This is a genomic window from Streptomyces sp. NBC_00258 (assembly GCF_036182465.1).
GTDB lineage: Bacteria > Actinomycetota > Actinomycetes > Streptomycetales > Streptomycetaceae > Streptomyces.
Window position 1 is genome coordinate 9,387,145 of sequence record NZ_CP108081.1, and the last position, 17,663, is coordinate 9,404,807.

At 71.3% G+C, this 17,663-nt stretch carries 17 protein-coding genes; 7 read left to right on the plus strand and 10 right to left on the minus strand.

Annotation, left to right across the window (positions count from 1 at the left end; translation table 11 throughout):
• The first annotated feature begins 104 nt into the window (after positions 1-104).
• Together OG718_RS41785 and OG718_RS41790 are read left to right on the plus strand one after the other, a co-directional pair.
• Complete coding sequence (locus OG718_RS41785) at positions 105-1,160, plus strand: LLM class F420-dependent oxidoreductase (RefSeq protein WP_143635706.1); 1,056 nt, start codon at positions 105-107, stop codon at positions 1,158-1,160.
• Positions 1,161-1,405: 245 nt separating this feature from the next.
• Positions 1,406-2,194: a ferritin-like domain-containing protein gene (locus tag OG718_RS41790; RefSeq protein ID WP_143635704.1), complete on the plus strand. Its 789-nt coding sequence runs from the start codon at positions 1,406-1,408 to the stop codon at positions 2,192-2,194.
• Positions 2,195-2,258: 64 nt separating this feature from the next.
• Here OG718_RS41790 and corA read toward each other — a convergent pair whose 3' ends face one another.
• Positions 2,259-3,257 carry a magnesium/cobalt transporter CorA gene (gene corA / locus OG718_RS41795; RefSeq protein ID WP_186001113.1) on the minus strand — a complete coding sequence of 333 codons (999 nt, stop codon included), beginning with the start codon at positions 3,255-3,257 and terminating at the stop codon, positions 2,259-2,261.
• A 62-nt stretch (positions 3,258-3,319) separates the two neighbouring features.
• Here corA and OG718_RS41800 point away from each other — a divergent pair, with 62 nt between their 5' ends.
• From OG718_RS41800 to mshC, 4 genes are all read left to right on the plus strand, one after another.
• Complete coding sequence (locus OG718_RS41800; protein WP_328846637.1) at positions 3,320-4,006, plus strand: histidine phosphatase family protein; 687 nt, start codon at positions 3,320-3,322, stop codon at positions 4,004-4,006.
• Positions 4,007-4,109: 103 nt separating this feature from the next.
• On the plus strand, positions 4,110-4,700 hold the full coding sequence (locus tag OG718_RS41805; RefSeq protein ID WP_055613325.1) for a DUF3090 domain-containing protein: 591 nt from the start codon (positions 4,110-4,112) through the stop codon (positions 4,698-4,700).
• Entirely contained in the window at positions 4,664-5,479 is an 816-nt protein-coding gene (locus OG718_RS41810; protein ID WP_186001112.1) for an SCO1664 family protein, read from the plus strand. Before OG718_RS41805 ends, OG718_RS41810 begins: the two co-directional genes overlap by 37 nt.
• Positions 5,480-5,579: 100 nt before the next feature.
• Positions 5,580-6,809: a cysteine--1-D-myo-inosityl 2-amino-2-deoxy-alpha-D-glucopyranoside ligase gene (mshC, locus tag OG718_RS41815; RefSeq protein ID WP_143635698.1), complete on the plus strand. Its 1,230-nt coding sequence runs from the start codon at positions 5,580-5,582 to the stop codon at positions 6,807-6,809.
• An 84-nt stretch (positions 6,810-6,893) separates the two neighbouring features.
• Here the strand turns inward: mshC and OG718_RS41820 are convergent, their stop codons facing one another.
• Together OG718_RS41820 and OG718_RS41825 are read right to left on the minus strand one after the other, a co-directional pair.
• A complete protein-coding gene (locus OG718_RS41820; RefSeq protein WP_328846638.1) occupies positions 6,894-7,550 on the minus strand; it encodes a hypothetical protein in 657 nt (218 codons plus the stop codon).
• Between the two features lie 96 nt (positions 7,551-7,646).
• Positions 7,647-9,395 carry a S8 family peptidase gene (locus OG718_RS41825; RefSeq protein ID WP_143635695.1) on the minus strand — a complete coding sequence of 583 codons (1,749 nt, stop codon included), beginning with the start codon at positions 9,393-9,395 and terminating at the stop codon, positions 7,647-7,649.
• 329 nt (positions 9,396-9,724) lie between these two features.
• On the opposite strand from OG718_RS41825, the gene OG718_RS41830 reads away from it, so the two are divergent.
• Positions 9,725-10,714 (plus strand): SMP-30/gluconolactonase/LRE family protein, encoded by a 990-nt coding sequence (locus OG718_RS41830; protein ID WP_143635693.1) that lies wholly within the window; start codon positions 9,725-9,727, stop codon positions 10,712-10,714.
• Between the two features lie 87 nt (positions 10,715-10,801).
• Here the strand turns inward: OG718_RS41830 and OG718_RS41835 are convergent, their stop codons facing one another.
• The 7 genes from OG718_RS41835 to OG718_RS41865 form a co-directional block, all read right to left on the minus strand.
• Positions 10,802-12,004, minus strand: coding sequence for a PAC2 family protein (locus OG718_RS41835; protein ID WP_328846639.1), 1,203 nt, complete (start codon positions 12,002-12,004; stop codon positions 10,802-10,804).
• Between the two features lie 580 nt (positions 12,005-12,584).
• Complete coding sequence (locus tag OG718_RS41840) at positions 12,585-12,797, minus strand: hypothetical protein (protein ID WP_328846640.1); 213 nt, start codon at positions 12,795-12,797, stop codon at positions 12,585-12,587.
• A gap of 76 nt (positions 12,798-12,873) precedes the next feature.
• Positions 12,874-13,545, minus strand: a complete 672-nt coding sequence (locus OG718_RS41845) for a FadR/GntR family transcriptional regulator (protein WP_143635689.1) — start codon at positions 13,543-13,545, stop codon at positions 12,874-12,876.
• 97 nt (positions 13,546-13,642) lie between these two features.
• Positions 13,643-14,977: an amidohydrolase gene (locus OG718_RS41850; protein WP_328846641.1), complete on the minus strand. Its 1,335-nt coding sequence runs from the start codon at positions 14,975-14,977 to the stop codon at positions 13,643-13,645.
• Positions 14,974-15,726, minus strand: coding sequence for a nucleoside phosphorylase (locus OG718_RS41855; protein WP_143635687.1), 753 nt, complete (start codon positions 15,724-15,726; stop codon positions 14,974-14,976). Before OG718_RS41855 ends, OG718_RS41850 begins: the two co-directional genes overlap by 4 nt.
• On the minus strand, positions 15,723-16,592 hold the full coding sequence (locus OG718_RS41860; protein ID WP_328846642.1) for an ABC transporter permease: 870 nt from the start codon (positions 16,590-16,592) through the stop codon (positions 15,723-15,725). The genes OG718_RS41855 and OG718_RS41860 overlap by 4 nt, the downstream gene beginning before the upstream one ends.
• Positions 16,592-17,662 carry an ABC transporter permease gene (locus OG718_RS41865; RefSeq protein WP_143635684.1) on the minus strand — a complete coding sequence of 357 codons (1,071 nt, stop codon included), beginning with the start codon at positions 17,660-17,662 and terminating at the stop codon, positions 16,592-16,594. Before OG718_RS41865 ends, OG718_RS41860 begins: the two co-directional genes overlap by 1 nt.
• Position 17,663 lies beyond the last annotated feature (1 nt).

Genomic DNA, 17,663 nt, shown 5'->3' on the forward strand with positions numbered 1-17,663 from the left:
ACAACCAGGATCCCGCGATCCCGAACCCGGTCCCTGCCACTGGGCCCACCGGCGCGCTAGGGTGCCGCACAAGGGACGTTACTGATCAGTAAGGGGAATCGGCCATGCAGCTCGGGATCAACCTCGGCTACTGGGGTGCCGGAATGGACGCGGACAACCTCGCCGTGGCCAAGGAGGCCGACCGGCTGGGCTACGCGGTCTGCTGGGCCGCCGAGGCGTACGGATCGGACGCGGCCACCGTGCTCACCTGGGTCGCCGCCCAGACCGAGCGCATCGACGTCGGCTCGGCCATCTTCCAGATCCCGGCCCGCCAGCCCGCGATGACGGCGATGACCGCCGCCACCCTCGACTCGCTCTCCGGCGGCCGCTTCCGCCTGGGCCTCGGCGTCTCAGGGCCGCAGGTCTCCGAGGGCTGGTACGGCGTCAAGTTCGACAAGCCGCTGGCCCGCACCCGCGAGTACGTCGAGATCATCCGCAAGGCCATGACCCGTGAGCGCCTGTCGTACGAGGGCACGCACTGGACCCTCCCGCTGCCGGGCGGCCCCGGCAAGCCGCTCAAGCTGACCGTGCACCCGGAGCGCGAGCACATCCCGCTCTACATCGCCGCGATCGGCCCGAAGAACCTGGAGCAGACCGGCGAGATCGCCGACGGCGCTCTGCTGATCTTCCCGTCCGCCGACCACCTGGAGGACACCGCGATCAAGTATCTGCGCGCGGGCCGCGAGAAGGCCGGGCTGACCATGGACGGTTTCGACGTCTGCCCGACGCTGCCGCTGGCACTCGGCGAGGACAAGGACGTACCGGCCCTGGCCGACATGTTCCGCCCGTACACCGCGCTCTACGTGGGCGGCATGGGCAGCCGCAAGCAGAACTTCTACAACCAGCTCGCGCAGCGCATGGGCTACGAGAAGGAGGCCGCCGAGATCCAGGACAAGTACCTGGCCGGCGACAAGGAGGGCGCGGCCGCCGCCATTCCGCAGCAGCTCATCGACCAGACCACGCTGCTCGGCTCCGTGGACCGCATCGCGGACCGGATGAAGGCCTACGCGGCCGCCGGGGTCACCACGCTCACGCTGGCCCCAGCGGGCTTCACGCTGGATGACCGGATCGCCTCGCTCCGGGCCGGGACCGACGCCCTGGAGCGGGCCGGACTCGCATAACACCGCCCACAGCGGGACGGGAGAGGTTCTGCGGCCGTGGTGGGGGCTCGGGGGGTCTTCCCCGCCACGGCCGTCACGGAGAACAACGCGCCACGGCCCGCTCGGTTACGCGCCTCTCATACCCCTCGCGTCCACCGTTCGGCGGAATTGTCCGACACAGGTGTTGCCGCGCCCCTGGCTGCCCATTTGACTCGTTCTTTGCGGAGTCCCGCACGGAGGCGGGAGCCCGCATGGAGGTGGCACACATGCTTTCGGCCAAGAGTCTTTTCCAGGAGATCGTCGACAACGACGAGTCGTTCCGGCTCTTCTGTTCCATCGCCGCCAGCGGGGAGACCCAGGGAGGCTGGGAGAACGCGCGGATCGCGGCCCTCGTCCCGGAGAGCGAACGCGCCCTCGCACCCAAGATCACCCGGCACGGCGCCGACGAGGACAAGCACGGACGGATCTTCAACGCGCTCATGAAGAAGCGGGGCGTCACACCCGTCGAGATCCCGCCCGAGACCGACTACACGATGCTCCTGGAGAAGAACGGCATCGGCCTCGCCCACGACAAGCTCAAGCGCGACGAGCCGCTCACCGTGCAGGACATCGTCACCTACCTCTCCCACAGCAGGGTCACCGAGCAGCGCGCGGCGGACCAGATGATCATGCTGCGCAAGGACTTCGGCGACCACCCGGAGATCGGCAAGGCCGTGCGGATGATCTCCAACGACGAGGACAACCACCTCGCGTACTGCCACGAGGAACTGCTGCGCTTCGCGGCCGCGGGCCACGGCCGGACCATCCAGCGGACCCTGCGCGAGTGCGCGCTCGCCGAGATCGGCATCTACCGGGACGTCAGTCTCGCCGTGATGGCCCACATGGGGCGCATCCTCGGCTGGCCGAAGCCCAAGGCGGCGGCGCTCGCCGCGGGCATCCACGCCATGTACCTGTATGAGCGGGTCTTCGGCTGGCGGCGCATGGTCTCGCTGGCCGTGCCGGAGCGGCGCGACGCCCTGGGCGGCCCGGCGTCGGCGGCACCCGAGTTCGCGTGAGCGTGGCCCACGCGCGCGTGCTGCCTCGTACGCGGCACGCGCGCGTGGAGCTCGACGAGCGCGACTACAGCCAGCCGCGCCGCTTGAAGAGCCGGAACAGGAGCACCTCGAGCACCGCCATCAGCAGGATCACCGCCGGGTAGGCCCACACCCAGTGCAGCTCCGGCATGTGGTCGAAGTTCATGCCGTAGATCCCCGCGATCATCGTGGGGACCGCGGCCATGGCCGCCCATGCGGAGATCTTCCGCATGTCGTCGTTCTGCCGGACGCTCATCTGTGCGAGATGCGCCGACAGGACGTCCGAGACCAGCCGGTCCAGGCCCTCCACGGACTCGTTCACCCGGGTCAGATGGTCGCTGACGTCACGGAAGAAGGGCTGCGCCTTGGCGTGGACGAACGGCACCCCCGGGCCGGAGACGCCCGAGCCCGCGAGGCGGGTCAGCGGCAAGGCCAGCGGTCCGGTGGCCCTGCGGAACTCCAGGATCTGCCGCTTGAAGGTGTAGATCCGGGACGCGGTGTGCCGGGAGCCGCCGTCGTTCGGGGAGAACACCTCCGCCTCGACCTCCTCCAGGTCGGTCTGCAGCTCGGTCGCCACCTCCAGATAGTGGTCGACGGTGTCGTCGGCGATCGAGTAGAGCACCGCCGTCGGGCCGAGGCGCATCATGTCCGGGTCCTGATCCAGACGGCGTCGTACGGCCTTGAGCGGCGAGCCCTCACCGTGCCGCACGGTCACCACGAAGGAGTCGCCCAGGAAGATCATGAGCTCCCCGGAGGAGACGGCGTCGCTGTCCGGCTCGTACGTCACCGGCTTGAGCACCACGAACAGGGAGTCGTCGTAGACCTCCAGCTTGGGCCGCTGGTGCGCCTTCAGGGCGTCCTCCACCGCCAGCGGATGCAGCCCGAACTCCTCCGTGACGAGATCGAACTCCCGCTCCGTCGGCTCGTACAGCCCGATCCACACGAAGGCGTTTCCCGAGGCACGCGCGGCGTCCAGGGCGTCCGAAAGGTCCTCCGGGCCCTCCGTCCGGTGCCCGTCGCGATAGATGGCGCAGTCGACGATCACGGAGCGTATTCTCCCGTCGTCAGGGACCCGGCGCACTCGGGCAGCAGCCTAGGCTGGGCCGCATGCCCACCTTGATCCTCGTCCGGCACGGACGTTCCACCGCCAACACCGCGGGACTGCTCGCCGGGTGGACGCCCGGCGTGGCACTCGACGAGCGAGGGGCCGCGCAGGCCGCCGCGCTGCCCGGGCGCCTCGCGGAACTGCCGATCGCCGAGGTCGTCAGCAGCCCCCTGCAACGCTGCCAGGAAACGATTCAGCCGCTCCTCGACGCGCGCCCCGAACTCCGCGTCCACTCCGACGACCGGATCGGGGAGGCCCACTACGGCGACTGGTCCGGCCGCAAGCTCGCCGAGCTGAACGACGAGCCGCTGATGGAGGTCGTGCAGACGCACCCCTCCGCCGCCGCCTTCCCGGGCGGCGAGTCGATGCGCGCCATGCAGACCCGTACCGCCGAGGCGGTACGGGAGTGGAACGCGCGTGTGGAGCGCGATCACGGCGGTGACGCGGTATACCTCATGTGCTCGCACGGCGACATCATCAAGTCTCTTGTCGCGGACGCCCTCGGCCTTCATCTGGACCTCTTCCAACGGATCTCCGTAGAACCGTGTTCCATCACCGCGATCCGCTACACACGACTGCGGCCATTTCTCGTTCGCCTCGGCGACACCGGCGATTTCACGTCGCTCGCGCCGCGCGAGGAACCCCCGGCCGGTGACGCCACGGTCGGGGGCGGTGCGGGCGCACCGTGATCGTCGGCCGCAGTAGGGTGAAGCGGTCGAAGCAGCGCAGCAGTTGTCAGCAGCAGACGCAGTCGACGGCAGAAGCAGTCGATCGATCCAATGGAGACAGGACGTGTCCCGTCAGGTGTTCCTCTACGACCCGCCGGACCGTTTCGTGGCCGGCACGGTCGGGCTGCCAGGGCGCCGTACCTTCTTCCTGCAGGCCTCCTCGGGACCCCGGGTGACCAGTGTGGCCCTGGAGAAGACGCAGGTCGCGGCGCTCGCCGAACGGATGGACGAGCTTCTCGACGAGGTCGTACGGCGTACCGGGGGCAGCGCTCCCGTCCCGGCGATGGCCCCGACGGAGGTCTCCGACACCGCCCCGCTCGAAGCTCCCGTCGAGGAGGAGTTCCGGGTCGGCACCATGGCGCTGGCCTGGGACGGTGACGAGCAGCGCATGATCGTCGAGGCCCAGGCGCTCGTGGAGCTGGACGCCGATTCGGAGGAGGACCTCGCCGAGGCAGAGGAAAGGCTCCTGCAGGACGAGGAGAACGGCCCGCCGATGCTGCGGGTCCGCCTCACCGGCGCCCAGGCCCGTGCCTTCGCCAAGCGTGCCCTCGATGTCGTGAACGCCGGCCGGCCGCCCTGCCCGCTGTGCAGTCTCCCGCTAGACCCGGAAGGACACGTATGTCCGCGCCAGAACGGATACCGCCGCGAAGCGTGAGCACGGCAGAGCTGCTCGCCGAGGGTGAGCTGACCGTGCGCGGACGCATCCGTGAGGCCTCCAACGCGGTGCTGCTGTGCGACGTGACGTACGAGGGCCGGAAAGCCTCCTGCGTCTACAAGCCGGTCGCCGGCGAGCGCCCGCTGTGGGACTTCCCCGACGGGAACCTCGCCCAGCGGGAGGTCGCCGCCTACGCGGTGTCCGAGGCGACCGGCTGGGGGCTCGTCCCGACCACGATCCTGCGCGACGGGCCGTACGGCGAAGGCATGTGCCAGCTGTGGATCGACCCGGTGTCCGAGGGCTCGGAGCTGCTCGCGCTGATCGACGGCGAGGAGCCCGGCGAGGGCTGGAAGGCCGTCGGGTTCGCCGAGGTCGGCGAGGGGCGCACCGCGCTGCTCGTGCACGCCGACGACGAGCGGCTGCGCAGGCTGGCCGTCCTCGACGTGGTCATCAACAACGGTGACCGCAAGGGCGGGCATCTGCTGCCCGCACCCGAGGGCCGGCTGTTCGGGATCGACCACGGGGTCACCTTCAACGCCGAGAACAAGCTGCGGACGCTGCTGTGGGGCTGGGCCGGGGAGAAGCTCACCCCCGAGGCGGTCGAGGTCCTGGAGCGGCTCAGGGACGCCCTGGGCGGGACGCTGGGCGTGCGTCTGGGGGAGCTGATCACCGCGGCCGAACTGGACGCCACGCGCGTGCGTGTGGCCGGCCTGCTCGCGTCCGGGCGGCATCCGGAACCCTCGGGGGAGTGGCCCGCGATCCCGTGGCCGCCCGTCTAGCGGACGGCGCACACCCCGGATCCGTACGCAAGAGGGCCTTCCCGGCCATCTGGCCTGGTCCGGTTCGTATACGGAACATCCGTCCGGTTAGGCTCAAGGCATGCATGCCTGGCCCGCTTCCGACGTCCCTGCCCTGCCCGGCAAGGGCCGTGACCTCCGGATCCACGACACCGCGACCGACGGTCTCGTCGCCCTCGACCCCGGTCCCGTCGCCCGTATCTACGTCTGCGGCATCACTCCGTACGACGCGACCCATCTGGGTCACGCGGCGACCTACAACGCGTTCGACCTCGTTCAGCGCGTGTGGCTCGACACCAAGCGGCAGGTTCACTACGTCCAGAACGTGACGGACGTCGACGATCCGCTGCTGGAGCGCGCCGCGCGGGACAACGTCGACTGGGTCGCCCTCGCGGAGAAGGAGACGACCCTCTTCCGCGAGGACATGACCGCCCTGCGGATGCTGCCCCCGAAGCACTACATCGGCGCCGTCGAGGCCATACCCGGGATCGTCCCGCTGGTGGAGCGACTGCGGGACGCGGGTGCGGCGTACGAACTCGAGGGGGACGTCTACTTCTCCGTCGAGTCCGACCCGCACTTCGGCAAGGTGTCCAACCTGGACGCGGCGGCCATGCGGCTGCTGTCCGCCGAGCGCGGCGGCGACCCGGACCGTCCGGGCAAGAAGAACCCCCTCGACCCGATGCTGTGGACGGCCGCCCGCGAGGGCGAGCCGAGCTGGGACGGCGCCTCGCTCGGACAGGGCCGGCCCGGCTGGCACATCGAGTGCGTCGCGATCGCCCTCGACCACCTGGGCATGGGCTTCGACGTGCAGGGCGGCGGTTCCGACCTCGCCTTCCCGCACCACGAGATGGGCGCCTCCCACGCGCAGGCGCTGACCGGCGAGTTCCCGATGGCCAAGGCGTACGTGCACGCCGGCATGGTCGCGCTCGACGGCGAGAAGATGTCCAAGTCCAAGGGGAACCTCGTCTTCGTGTCGACGCTCCGGCGCGAGGGAGTCGACCCGGCGGCCATCCGGCTCGCCCTGCTCTCGCACCACTACCGGGCCGACTGGGAGTGGACCGACCAGGTGCTCCAGGACGCCCTCGCGCGCCTCGAGCGCTGGCGGGCCGCCGTTTCGCGGCCCGACGGCCCCTCGGCCGAGGCGCTCGTCGAGGAGATCCGCGAGGCCCTCGCGAACGACCTGAACGCGCCGGCCGCGCTCGCGGCGGTCGACCGCTGGGCCGTGCTCCAGGCCGAGCGGGGCGGCACGGACGAGGGCGCCCCCGGCGTCGTGTCCCGTGCCGTGGACGCCCTGTTGGGCGTGGCCCTCTAGCAACGCCGGGCGCCGGACGGGTCGTTGCCCGTCCGGCGCCCTCTGTGCGGTGGGTCCGTCGCGCTACTTGCTCTCCGTGACGGCCTACTTGTTCACGATGACGGCCTGGAGCGTGTTGCTCGTGGAGTCGTAGATCCCGATGACCTGCTGCCCGAAGGCGAAGGCCTCCTGGACCTCGTCATGGGTCACCTGGTTCGGGTTGACCAGCGGACGCCAGCCCTGGTCGATGTACAGGTAGAGGATCGGCGGCTGGCCCGGCAGCGGCGTGACGACGTCCCAGAAGTGCTCGGCCACACCGCTCGTCAGCGCCGCGGCCTCGACCGCGCTGCGCACGATCAACGGCTGGCCCTGGCCCTGCTCCTGCTGCTGCCCGCCGAGCTGGTGAAGCAGCTGCTGGAACGGCTGCTGCTGGCCGAGCTGCTGGAGCTGCTGCTGCAGGTGCTGCGGAAGCTGGTGCTGCGGGTGCTGGGGAATCTGCTGCTGGCCCATGCCCTGCTGACCGATGCTCTGCTGGCCGATCCCCTGTTGTCCGAAGGGCTGCTGCTGGCCCATGCCCTGCGGGCCGAACGGCTGCTGCATCTGCTGTCCGAAGGGCTGCTGTTGCTGCTGCCCGAACGGCATCTGCTGGCCGTAACCCTGCTGCTGCGGGGGAGCCGTGCTCGGGCCCTGCTGCTGACCTTGCCGGCCCTGGTGCTGGCCCTGCTGTTGTCCCTGTTGGCTCATCTGCGGGGTGGTGCTCATGCGGGTGCCACCTTCCCTCAATTGTTGAGCGATGGTTGGTCGTTGAGCGATGGTCGGTCCGTGTGGGACGGCCGGTCCGGGGAACGGCCGGTCGCGTCAGCCCGTGACGACCAGGCCGACGATCTCGTCGTCCGAGAACCAGACGCGTACGTCGGGCCGTCCGCCCGCGAAGGCGGAGTGCACCGCCTGGCGGATCTCGGCGGACGGGTTGTTCAGGCTCCGCCAGCCGCCGGCCACGAACAGCCGGAGCCTGGGCGGGAGTTCACGGGGATACGGCAGCAACTCGTCCCAGTACCGCTCGGCCTGGCCCGAGCCGACCGCCTCCGGCAGCAGATGGGCGACCGCCGCCTTGATGTCGGGCCGGTTGCCGATCCGCTGTGACGCGGGCCGGCCCGGCGCGTCCTGCTGCGGGGAGCCCGTCGCCCGCAGCAGCCTGCGCGCCCGCTCCGGGTCCATCGGTTCCTGGCCGACCGCCCTGAGCATGCCCTGCAGCGCGGCCAGGGCGCCCACCACCACCGGAGAGGCGGAGGAGGTCCCGGAGAACGTGTCGGTGAACCAGGCGATCTCCTCGGCGCCGCCCTGCAGGTCGCCGGGCTTGTCCCAGAAGCCGCCGGTCGTGGTGACCTCACGGCCCCAGCCCTGCGCGTCCACCCGCGCCCCGTAGTTGGAGAACGCCAGACGCGAGCGGTCCGGGCCGTGGTCGCGGCCGTGGGTGCCGGGCGGGGGCGCGCCCGCGCCGACCACGATCGCACCGGACGACTGGTTGGACGGGTTGAACGGGTTGCGCCACCACTCCGGGAACTCGTCGGGCCGGCGCTCGTACACCGCGTCGTCCAGGGACTCCCCGCCGTTGCCCGCGGCCTCCACCACCAGGACGCCCTTGGCGGTCGCGTACCGGATGGCCGCGAAGTCGTCCGGCCACCATTCCAGCGCGATGTAGCCGCGCTGGTCGTCGCGCACCGCGAAGTCGAACCGTGTTCCAGGGCGGTGCAGTTCGATCAGGATGATGTCCCCGGCGCTGAGCCGGTCGGCCGCCGCGTGGATCGCGGCCGCGGAGCCGATGCCGTGGAACGACGCGGCGGCGGTCACCGTGTCCGGCACGATGCCGGTGATCCCGTACTCGTTGCGGTCGCCGCCGATCACACCGATGACGGCGGTGCCGTGGTTGCGCCAGGCCAGGTCCTGGATCGGGGTGCCGACCACGACTCCCGCGAGTTTCGCGGCCAGGTCCTCGTGGCCGAGCTGCCAGGCGCCCTCCACGTCGATCACGGTGACGCCCTGGCCGGAGCCTCCGGGCCGCTGCCAGGCCCAGTACGCGTCCACGCCCTCGGGTGCGGGGCGCAGATAGCCCTGGCGGCTGGTGAAGTCGGGTGTGACGGGGGCGCCTTCCTTGCGCCGCCGGCTCTCGTCGGTGCTGTGTCCGACGGACCCCACCGAGGCCGGTACGGCACCCGGCTTCACATACGCCGTGGCGATCTCGGGCAGTGCCGCGATCCGCGAACGCAGCTCCTGGGCCCGGCTCTCGACGCCGCGTACCCGGTAGAAGAGCCCGAGGTCGGGCAGTGTCTCGGCGCCCGAGGCCGGGGGCTGGACCGCCGACTGCAGCCGTTCCTCGCTGCCGAACAGCGGTTGCAGGGCGAGCTGTTCGTCGCTGAGGAACATGTTCAGCGCCGACACGTCGGAGCCGGCCGCCGAACGGACCCCTTCGGCCTCGGCGCGGAGCCGGGCCTCGGGCCGTGCGACGACGATCAGTTCCGGCTCGGCTTCTCGGTAGGTGAATCCCGCTCCGTCGGGCCCTGGCCCGGACGCTCCCGGGCCCTGCGCGGGCTGTGCCTGGTCGGTCATCGCGTGCCGCTCCCTTCGGTCCGTGCAGGTGCAATGCAGGTACTGGAGTTGTCGAGCGTTGTGACCTCGGTTCGTGTTCTTCGAGCCTGTCCTCGGGTCATGTCCTCCGGGGCACACCTTGCTCCTCCCGGACCGACTCGTCCACCCCCGAGTTCGCCAACTGCGTTTGAAAACAAGTTGAATTGGGTACCGTGCGCAATCCGTCCTGAAACAGATGTCACGCCACAATCCGGCCAAAGACAGCGGAGACGGTTGTCATGTGATGGGGTGACAGCGTCTGTTGACCGTCGGGCCGGCCCTGCGTCGGCCCTCTCGTGGAAGGACGCACAGTGGCACTCGCAGACCGTTCCTTCGCACGTCGAAGACTCCTCACCACGGCCGCCGCCCTGGGAGGAGCGGCACTCCTGGGCGGCACGGCGCACGCGGCCGAAACGCCGGAGAAAGGGCCGCAGAAGGGACCACAGAAGGGGTCTCAGAAGCACTGGCCGGTCCAGTTCCCGCTGCCGAACGGCTTCCAGCCGGAGGGCATAGCCATCGGCTCCGCCCCGTTCGCGTACTTCGGGTCGCTGGCCAACGGCGACATCTACCGCGCGAGCCTCGCAACGGGGCGTGGCTCCGTGATCAGCAAGGGCCCCGGCGCCGGACACCCCAGCGTGGGACTGAAGATCGACCGGCACGGCCGGCTGTTCGTCAGCGGCGGGGCCGGCGGCGATCTGCGTACCGTCGACGTCCGTACGGGAAAGATCGAGAAGACGTACGCGGTCGGCGGCACGTTCGTGAACGACGTGATCCTCACGCCGGACGCCGCCTGGTTCACCGACTCCTTCGCGCCCCGGCTCTACCGGCTCGCGCTCGACCGGTACGGGCGGCCCGGGGCCGTCAGGACCGTGGCGCTCGGCGGTGACTGGCAGCAGGGCACGGACTTCACCGCCAACGGGATCGAGCGCACACCGGACGGCAGCGCGCTCCTGGTGGTGAACGCCTTCGCCGACGGCGGCACGCTGATGCGGGTCGACCGGCGCACCGGAGCCGCCGTCGCGGTCGACCTCGGCGGGGCCAGGATCCCCAACGGCGACGGGCTGTTGCTCATCGGCCGGACCCTCTACGTCGTCCAGCAGCAGCAGAACGCGATCGACGTGTTCCGGCTGAACTCCGCCGGCACCAAGGGCACGGGGATCACCCGGATCACCGACCCGCGCTTCCGGATCCCGACGACGGCCGCGGCGTGGGGTGAGCGTCTCTACCTGCCGAACGCGCGCTTCGACGTCGAGCCGACGCCCGACACGGAGTACGACGCGGTGGCGGTGTCTCAGGTCTGACACGCGAGGGGCGGCGCGCCGGACGCGCGCCGCCCTCTCGCCGGGTCGATCTCGCCCGGTTGTTTCCTCTCGGGCAGTCCCGCTCGGTCAGTCCTCCGAGGAATCCGAGGACCCCGAGTCCGAGGATCCTGAACCGGAGCCTGAGGATCCGGAGGATTCGGCGTCCGAGGATTCGGAGTCCGCAGCGTCCGAAGCCTCCGAGGGGCCGGACGTCCCCGTCTTGCCGGGCGTCCCCCTCGTACCGGACGAATCCGTTGCGCCCGACGCCCCCGACGCGTCGCCGTCCGAGGCGTCGGAGGACTCGGCGGTGTCGTCGTCGGTGGCACCGTCCGTGGCTTCCGGTCGCTGCGGCTTCGGCGGCCGGACACGGCCGCCCGGGCCGTCCCTGAGGTACGTGGCGGGATCGCCGCTCTCCGTGGCGTGGCTGCCGGGCGGCGAAGCCGGACCGCCCCCGTCCCGTCTGCGCAGATAGCGCTCGAACTCGCGGGCGATCGCCTCGCCGGACGCCTCCGGAAGCTCGGCGGTGTCCCGGGCCTCCTCCAGCGACTGCACGTACTCCGCGACCTCGCTGTCCTCGGCGGCCAGCTGGTCCACGCCCAGCTGCCAGGCCCGCGCGTCCTCGGGCAGTTCGCCCAGCGGGATCCGCATGTCGATGAGGTCCTCAAGGCGGTTGAGGAGGGCCAGCGTCGCCTTCGGGTTCGGCGGCTGCGAGACGTAGTGCGGCACGGCGGCCCACAGCGAAACCGCCGGTACGCCCGCGTGGGTGCACGCCTCCTGGAGGATGCCGACGATGCCCGTGGGGCCCTCGTACTTGGTCTCCTCCAGGTCCATCGTGCGGGCCAGGTCCGGGTCGGACGTGACGCCGCTGACCGGGACCGGACGGGTGTGCGGGGTGTCGCCCAGCAGGGCGCCCAGGATGACGACCAGCTCGACGCCCAGCTCATGGGCGAAGCCCAGCAGTTCGTTGCAGAACGAGCGCCAGCGCATGGACGGCTCGATGCCCCTCACCAGCACCAGGTCCCGCGGCTTCTCGCCGCCGACCCGGACCACCGACAACCTTGTCGTCGGCCAGGTGATCTTGCGGACTCCGCCGTCCAGCCACACGGTCGGGCGGTTCACCTGGAAGTCGTAGTAGTCCTCGGCGTCGAGCGCCGCGAACACCTCGCCCTTCCATTCCCTGTCCAGATGCGCGACCGCGGTGGAGGCGGCGTCGCCGGCGTCGTTCCAGCCCTCGAACGCGGCCACCATGACGGGGTCGACCAGCTCGGGAACCCCCTCGAGCTCGATCACCCAGCGCCTCCTTCCGACGTGCCCTCGCGTACCCCCCAACCTTACGGCTTGCGTGGGGAGCGCCCGCAGCCCCCTTGCGTGGGGGAGTGACCGCATCACTGCCCCGTTCGTCACTTCCGAACACCCCGCAGTCGTCCGAGCTGTCCCCGGCCAACTTCCACCGCGGGCCCGGACATTGTTTCGAGGTGGCGCCATACGTCGGACGACCGCCAGAGATCCGATGTCCGAACGGGTCCTGGACCGGGTGATCATCATCGTGACGCCGGCGAGCTCACGGTTCGTGAGCGGGGAGCGGCGGGACCGGCCAGGAATTCACCCACTCGTGTGGGGCGGGAGCCGATTCCCTGCCGGGCCCGACGCTCGTACGGAACGCTTCGGCAGGTGATGCGTACGGAACTCCTCGTCGGGTGAGCGGAGCCGCCCCCAGGTCACGTGCCCGGCGGGCCGGAGCGGTGTACCCGGCGCTGCCGGCCGTCGGAGCCGCAGGAGCGCTGCCGGTCGCCCCGCATCGGGACGATCCGCCGTCGGTGCTCGCCGCGCTGCTGCCGACCGGAGTTGGTGCCTACCTCGCCTGGAGCACCTACCGGGCCGACCGGGCCGAGGCGGCCGGAGCGGAGGAGCCGGGCGCACTCGCCGACCGGCTCTCCACCGCCGTACGACGCCAGTGGGAGGCGGAGGCGCAGGTGCGGCGTCTGGAGGATCCGTACCCGTTGCCCGTCGGGGCTTTCTCGCCGACGCGCACGAACACCATGGCGCACTGCGCCGGGTCGGCGCGTTCTACCAGTTCCGCCATGTCGAGCTGCAGCACCATCCGGCGGGCACGGAAGGGGAGTTCACGACGCCGGTCCCGACGCCGACGACAACGCCGGTCACAACGTCGAGCGCAGCCACTGTTCCACGCTCGCGATGTGCACGGTCGCCCAGGAGCGGGCCGCCTCCGCGTCGCGGTCGCGGAGCGCGCTGAGGATCGCGCGGTGCTCGTGGAGGGTCCGGCTGACCGCGTCCTCCTGGGTCAGGCCGCGCCAGATACGGGCGCGGGTCGTGGGACCGGACAGGCCGTCGAGGAGGGAACAGAGCACCGAGTTGCCGGAGGACTGGACGATGCCCCGGTGGAACTCCAGGTCGCAGGCGACGAGTTCCTCCACCGAGGGCGCGGCGCCGAGCGCGTTCAACTGGGCGCTGAGCGCGTCCAGTTGCTGCTCGCTGATCCGCAGCGCCGCCATCGCCGTCGCGGCCGGCTCCAGGATGCGGCGTACCGCGAGGAACTCCAGGACCGTGTCGTCGCGGTGGAAGTCCACGACGAAACTCAGCGCTTCCAGGAGGAGCTGAGGGTCAAGGCTCGTGACGTAGGTGCCGTCGCCCTGCCGCACGTCCAGGATGCGGATCAGGGACAGCGCCCGCACCGCCTCCCGCAGGGAGTTGCGGGACAGGCCGAGATCGGCGGCGAGCTCGCTCTCCTTGGGGAGCCGGTCGCCGGGGCGCAGTGCGCCGGAGACGATCATTCCCTTGATCTTCTCGATCGCCTCATCGGTGACTGCCATGGCGGGCCTCCCTGTCGATCAGATATGTCGCTCAGACATCCGATGTCTCATTATGCGGCTTCCGTCGCCCCGGAGAGCCCGTCAGTGACGATCACGATCACACAAGGTCGGACGGTGACACGAGGGCCGCCAGGTCCGCAAGCGCCGCGGCCTCGTCGAGCGTCGTGAGCGTACGGCCGCGCATCAGGATCCGCCCGTCGACGACCGTGTCCCGGACGTCCGAGGCCCGCGCCGAGTACGCCAGCGTCGACCACGGATCGTGGCGGGGCGCCAGATGCGGACCGCCCAGGTCCAGGACGATCAGGTCGGCCCGCTTGCCCGCCTCCAGCGAACCGAGGTGGGCGTCGAGGCCCAGCGCGCGGGCGCCCTCGACGGTGGCCATGCGCACGGCCTGCTCGGCGCCGACCGCGGTCGGGTCGCCGGCCGCCTTGTGCACCAGGGCGGCCGTGCCCAGCGCCCGCAGGACGTCCAGCGTGTTGGAGCTGACCGCGCCGTCCGTGCCGAGACCGACGGTCACCCCCGCGTCCAGCAGCCGCGGCACCGGGGCGATGCCGCAGCCCAGCTTGAGGTTCGACACCGGGCAGTGGGCGACCGAGGTGCCGGTCCGGGCGAGCGCCGCGATCTCGGGGCCGGTCAGGTCCACGGCGTGGGCCAGCAGCAGATCGGGGCCGAGCAGCCCGAGCGAGTCGAGCAGCTCCACCGGGCGCCTGCCGTAGCGCTCCTCGACGGTCGCGACCTCGGCGGCGTTCTCCGCCGCGTGGATGTGCAGCAGCGCGCCGAACTCCCTTGCCAGCGCGGCGATTTCGGTGAGCTGGGCGGGGGACAGGGTGTAGGCGGAGTGTGCGAAGAGCACGGGACGCGTGCCGGGGCGCCGGGCGCGGCCGGCCAGGTCCCGGCGCGCCCACTCCAGCCGGTCCCCGTACGCGATGCCGTCGGCCGGGACCGGTACGTCCATGAAGGTCGGCCCCGTGTGCAGCCGCCAGCCCGCCTCGCGCGCGACCCGCTCGGCCGCCTCGTGGAACCAGTACATGTCGAGTGCCGAGGTCACCCCGGCCCGTACGCTCTCGGCGATCGCGACCCGGACCGCCGCGGCGACGTTCTCCGCCGACAGCAGCTCGCTCTCCCAGCGGATCACCCGCTCCAGGAAACCCTGCAGCGTCACGTCGTCGGCGCGGCCCCGCAGCAGCGTCATCGCCAGGTGGGTGTGCGCGTTGACCAGGCCGGGGAGCACCAGACAGCCGGTCGCGTCGAGGTCGTCGGCGGCCCTGTAGCGCGCCCTCAGCTCCTCGGTCGGTCCGACCGCGAGGATCTCGCCGTCGCGGACGGCCACGGCTCCGGCGGGTACGACGGTGCCTGCCGCGTCGACGGTGAGGATGTCGCCGCCGTGGACCAACAGGTCGGCGGGGGCGGTCCGTTGGGCGGGAATGCTCACAGCGTTTCCCCTTCGGCGAGCAGGCGCAGGGCTTCGAGGGAGACGACACTGCCGCGCTCGACGCCCGCGGCGACGACCTCGCGGTGCGGGTTGTAGCCGCCGGTGGCCTGCTCGTCGACGAGTTCGTCCGCGTTCGCGCCGTCGATCACGAGGACACCGCCCGCGGTCAGCCCGCGCAGCGAGGCCGTGATGAGCAGTGCCGACAGCTCCATCTCGATGGCGGCGAGTCCCGCCCCGTCGTACGAGGGCAAGGGGATCAGCCCCGGCTGGAAGGCGGCCCGCGTCCACACGAAGCCCCGGTGGTGCGGGGCGCCCTGCTCGCGCGCCGCCCGCTGGAGCGCGAGCACCGCCTCGGGCGCGGCCACCGCCGGATACTCGGGCGGCAGCAGCTGCTGGGTCACCCCGTCGTCGCGTACGGCCGCCTCCGCTATCACCAGGTCTCCGTCACGGATCCCGGGCCGCATCGCCCCTGCCGTGCCGAACCGCAGGATCGTGCGCACCCCCGCGTCGGCCAGCTCCTGGAAGAGCAGGATCGCCCCGGGCCCGCCGACTCCGTGCGAGGCGACGACGACCGGCAGCCCCTTCCAACTCCCGCTGAACACACGGTATTCGCGGTGGTAGGAGACCTCCTCCGCACCGTCGAGCAGCGCGGCGACGGCCGCGGCACGCGCCGGGTCGCCGACCACGACGGCATGCGGGGGCAGCCCGGTGCGGGGTATCCGGGTGATGGGCAGCAGGTCCTGCGTCATGAGGCGACTCCAGTCGTACGGCCGGTGCGGCGGCGGCGCTGCGCCGTGCTGAGGAAGAGGGCGCCGAGCGTGACGACGTACGGCGCGGCGTCGGTCGCCTGCTGGGGCAGGCCGAGGCCCTGCAGCCGGAAGCCCGCGGCCTCGGCGACACCGAAGAGCAGGGCGGCGAGCAGGACACCGAAGGGCAGGGCGCGCCCGAGCATGACCGCGACGACGGCGATCCAGCCGCGGCCCGCCGTCATGTTCTCGGAGAACAACGTGACGTTCCCCAGGGCAAGTTGGGCCCCGGCGAGCCCGCACAGGACACCGGACACGAGCACGGCCGCGTACTTGTACCGGGCCGGGCTCACCCCCAGTGTGGCCGCGGCCTCCGGTGCCTCGCCGACCCCGCGCAGCCGCAGCCCCCACACATGCCGCGACAGCATCAGGGCGGCCACCGCGACCGCGGCCCACGCCAGATACGCGAGCGGAGAGAAGCCACCGACCAACGGGAGCCCGGTGAGTGACGGATCGTCAAAGGTGCCCTGCACACCGAAGATCGTACGCAGCAGGAAGCTGGTCAGACCCACCGCGAGGAGGTTCATGGCCACGCCGAGCACCACCGCGTCGCCGCGCAGCGTGACCGTGCCCACGGCCAGGATCAGCGAGTACGCGGCGGCGGCGAGCGCGGCCGCGAGGACGCCGAGCCACGGGCTGCCGGTGAACCAGCTGGTGGCCACGGCCGTGAAGCAGCCCATCAGCATCATGCCTTCCAGGCCGATGTTGAAGACGCCCGCACGTTCGCACACGGCGCCGCCGAGCGCGGCGAACAGGATCGGGGTCAGCGCGCGCAGCGCCGACATGAGGAGATCGGAGTCGAAGAACATCAGACGAACTCCCCCTGGGTGATGGGCTCTTGGGCCGTCTTCCGTCGCCTGCGCGGGAAGCTCAGCCGCGCCGCCAGGAACACGATGACGATGGCCTGCAGCACCTGTGTCAGCTCGCGCGGGACCTCCGTGGTGCGCTCCATGGAGAGCCCGCCGACCTGCAGCACGGCGAAGAAGAACGACGCCAGCACCGTGCCCAGCGGGGCCGCCGCCGCGAGCAGCGCCGCGGTCAGACCCGTCCAGGTGTAGCCGGGCGCGGTCAGCGAACCGTCGAGGAAGCGGTACGGGAAGCTCAGTACGCCGATCGCGCCGACCAGTCCGGCGAGCGCGCCGGAGGTGGCCATCAACCGGAGCGTGAGCCCTTTGCGTTCCACACCCGCGTACGCGGCGAAGCGGGGGTTGAGACCGGTCATGCGGATCTCGTACCCGATGGCTGTGCGCCGGTCGGCGAACCAGTACGCGGCCGCCGCGAGCACGACGAGAACCAGGCCGAACGTCACGGTCGACGTGCCGAAGGCGGGCAGGGCCACGCCGTCCGGGAGCCGCCCTGTCTGGGGCAGGCTGGATCCGGGCTCCTTGAGCGGATAGCGCACCAGATAGGAGGCGAACGAGGTGGCCGGGTAGCTGAGCAGCAGACTGCTCACCAGCAGCGGTACACCGAACCGGTTCTCGCAGAGCGCGGCCAGCGCGGCGTACGCGGCCCCCGCCGTGATCCCGGCGAGGAGCGCGAGCACGACGGTGAGCGGCGCGGGCAGCGGCGAGTACAGGCCGGTGACGGCGGCCGCGATCCCGCCGAGCACCATCTGCCCGTCCCCGCCGAGGTTGATGAGCCCGGCGCGCAACGGAATCGCCAGCGCGAGAGCCATCCCCAGCACGCTGGTCCCGGTACTGAGCGTGGCTCCGATCCCGTCGGCCCCGAGCGAGCCGGTGACGACTGCCCCGTACGCGGCGAACGGATCGGCCCCCGTGCCGACCAGGAACAGCGCGCCGATGACGAGCCCGGCGAGCACGGAGAAGGTGACGGGGGAGCGGAGCGCCGCCGCTATGCGGTCCGTCGATGGGCGGGCCATG

Excerpts from the sequence above, each read along its gene's own strand:
- OG718_RS41785 (WP_143635706.1), top strand. The coding sequence starts at position 105 with ATGCAGCTCGGGATCAACCTCGGCTACTGGGGTGCCGGAATGGACGCG.
- OG718_RS41790 (WP_143635704.1), top strand. The coding sequence starts at position 1,406 with ATGCTTTCGGCCAAGAGTCTTTTCCAGGAGATCGTCGACAACGACGAG.
- OG718_RS41800 (WP_328846637.1), top strand. The coding sequence starts at position 3,320 with ATGCCCACCTTGATCCTCGTCCGGCACGGACGTTCCACCGCCAACACC.
- OG718_RS41810 (WP_186001112.1), top strand. The coding sequence starts at position 4,664 with ATGTCCGCGCCAGAACGGATACCGCCGCGAAGCGTGAGCACGGCAGAG.
- mshC (WP_143635698.1), top strand. The coding sequence starts at position 5,580 with ATGCATGCCTGGCCCGCTTCCGACGTCCCTGCCCTGCCCGGCAAGGGC.
- OG718_RS41820 (WP_328846638.1), bottom strand. The coding sequence starts at position 7,550 with ATGAGCACCACCCCGCAGATGAGCCAACAGGGACAACAGCAGGGCCAG.
- OG718_RS41825 (WP_143635695.1), bottom strand. The coding sequence starts at position 9,395 with ATGACCGACCAGGCACAGCCCGCGCAGGGCCCGGGAGCGTCCGGGCCA.
- OG718_RS41840 (WP_328846640.1), bottom strand. The coding sequence starts at position 12,797 with ATGGCGGAACTGGTAGAACGCGCCGACCCGGCGCAGTGCGCCATGGTG.
- OG718_RS41845 (WP_143635689.1), bottom strand. The coding sequence starts at position 13,545 with ATGGCAGTCACCGATGAGGCGATCGAGAAGATCAAGGGAATGATCGTC.
- OG718_RS41855 (WP_143635687.1), bottom strand. The coding sequence starts at position 15,726 with ATGACGCAGGACCTGCTGCCCATCACCCGGATACCCCGCACCGGGCTG.
- OG718_RS41860 (WP_328846642.1), bottom strand. The coding sequence starts at position 16,592 with ATGTTCTTCGACTCCGATCTCCTCATGTCGGCGCTGCGCGCGCTGACC.
- OG718_RS41865 (WP_143635684.1), bottom strand. The coding sequence starts at position 17,662 with ATGGCCCGCCCATCGACGGACCGCATAGCGGCGGCGCTCCGCTCCCCC.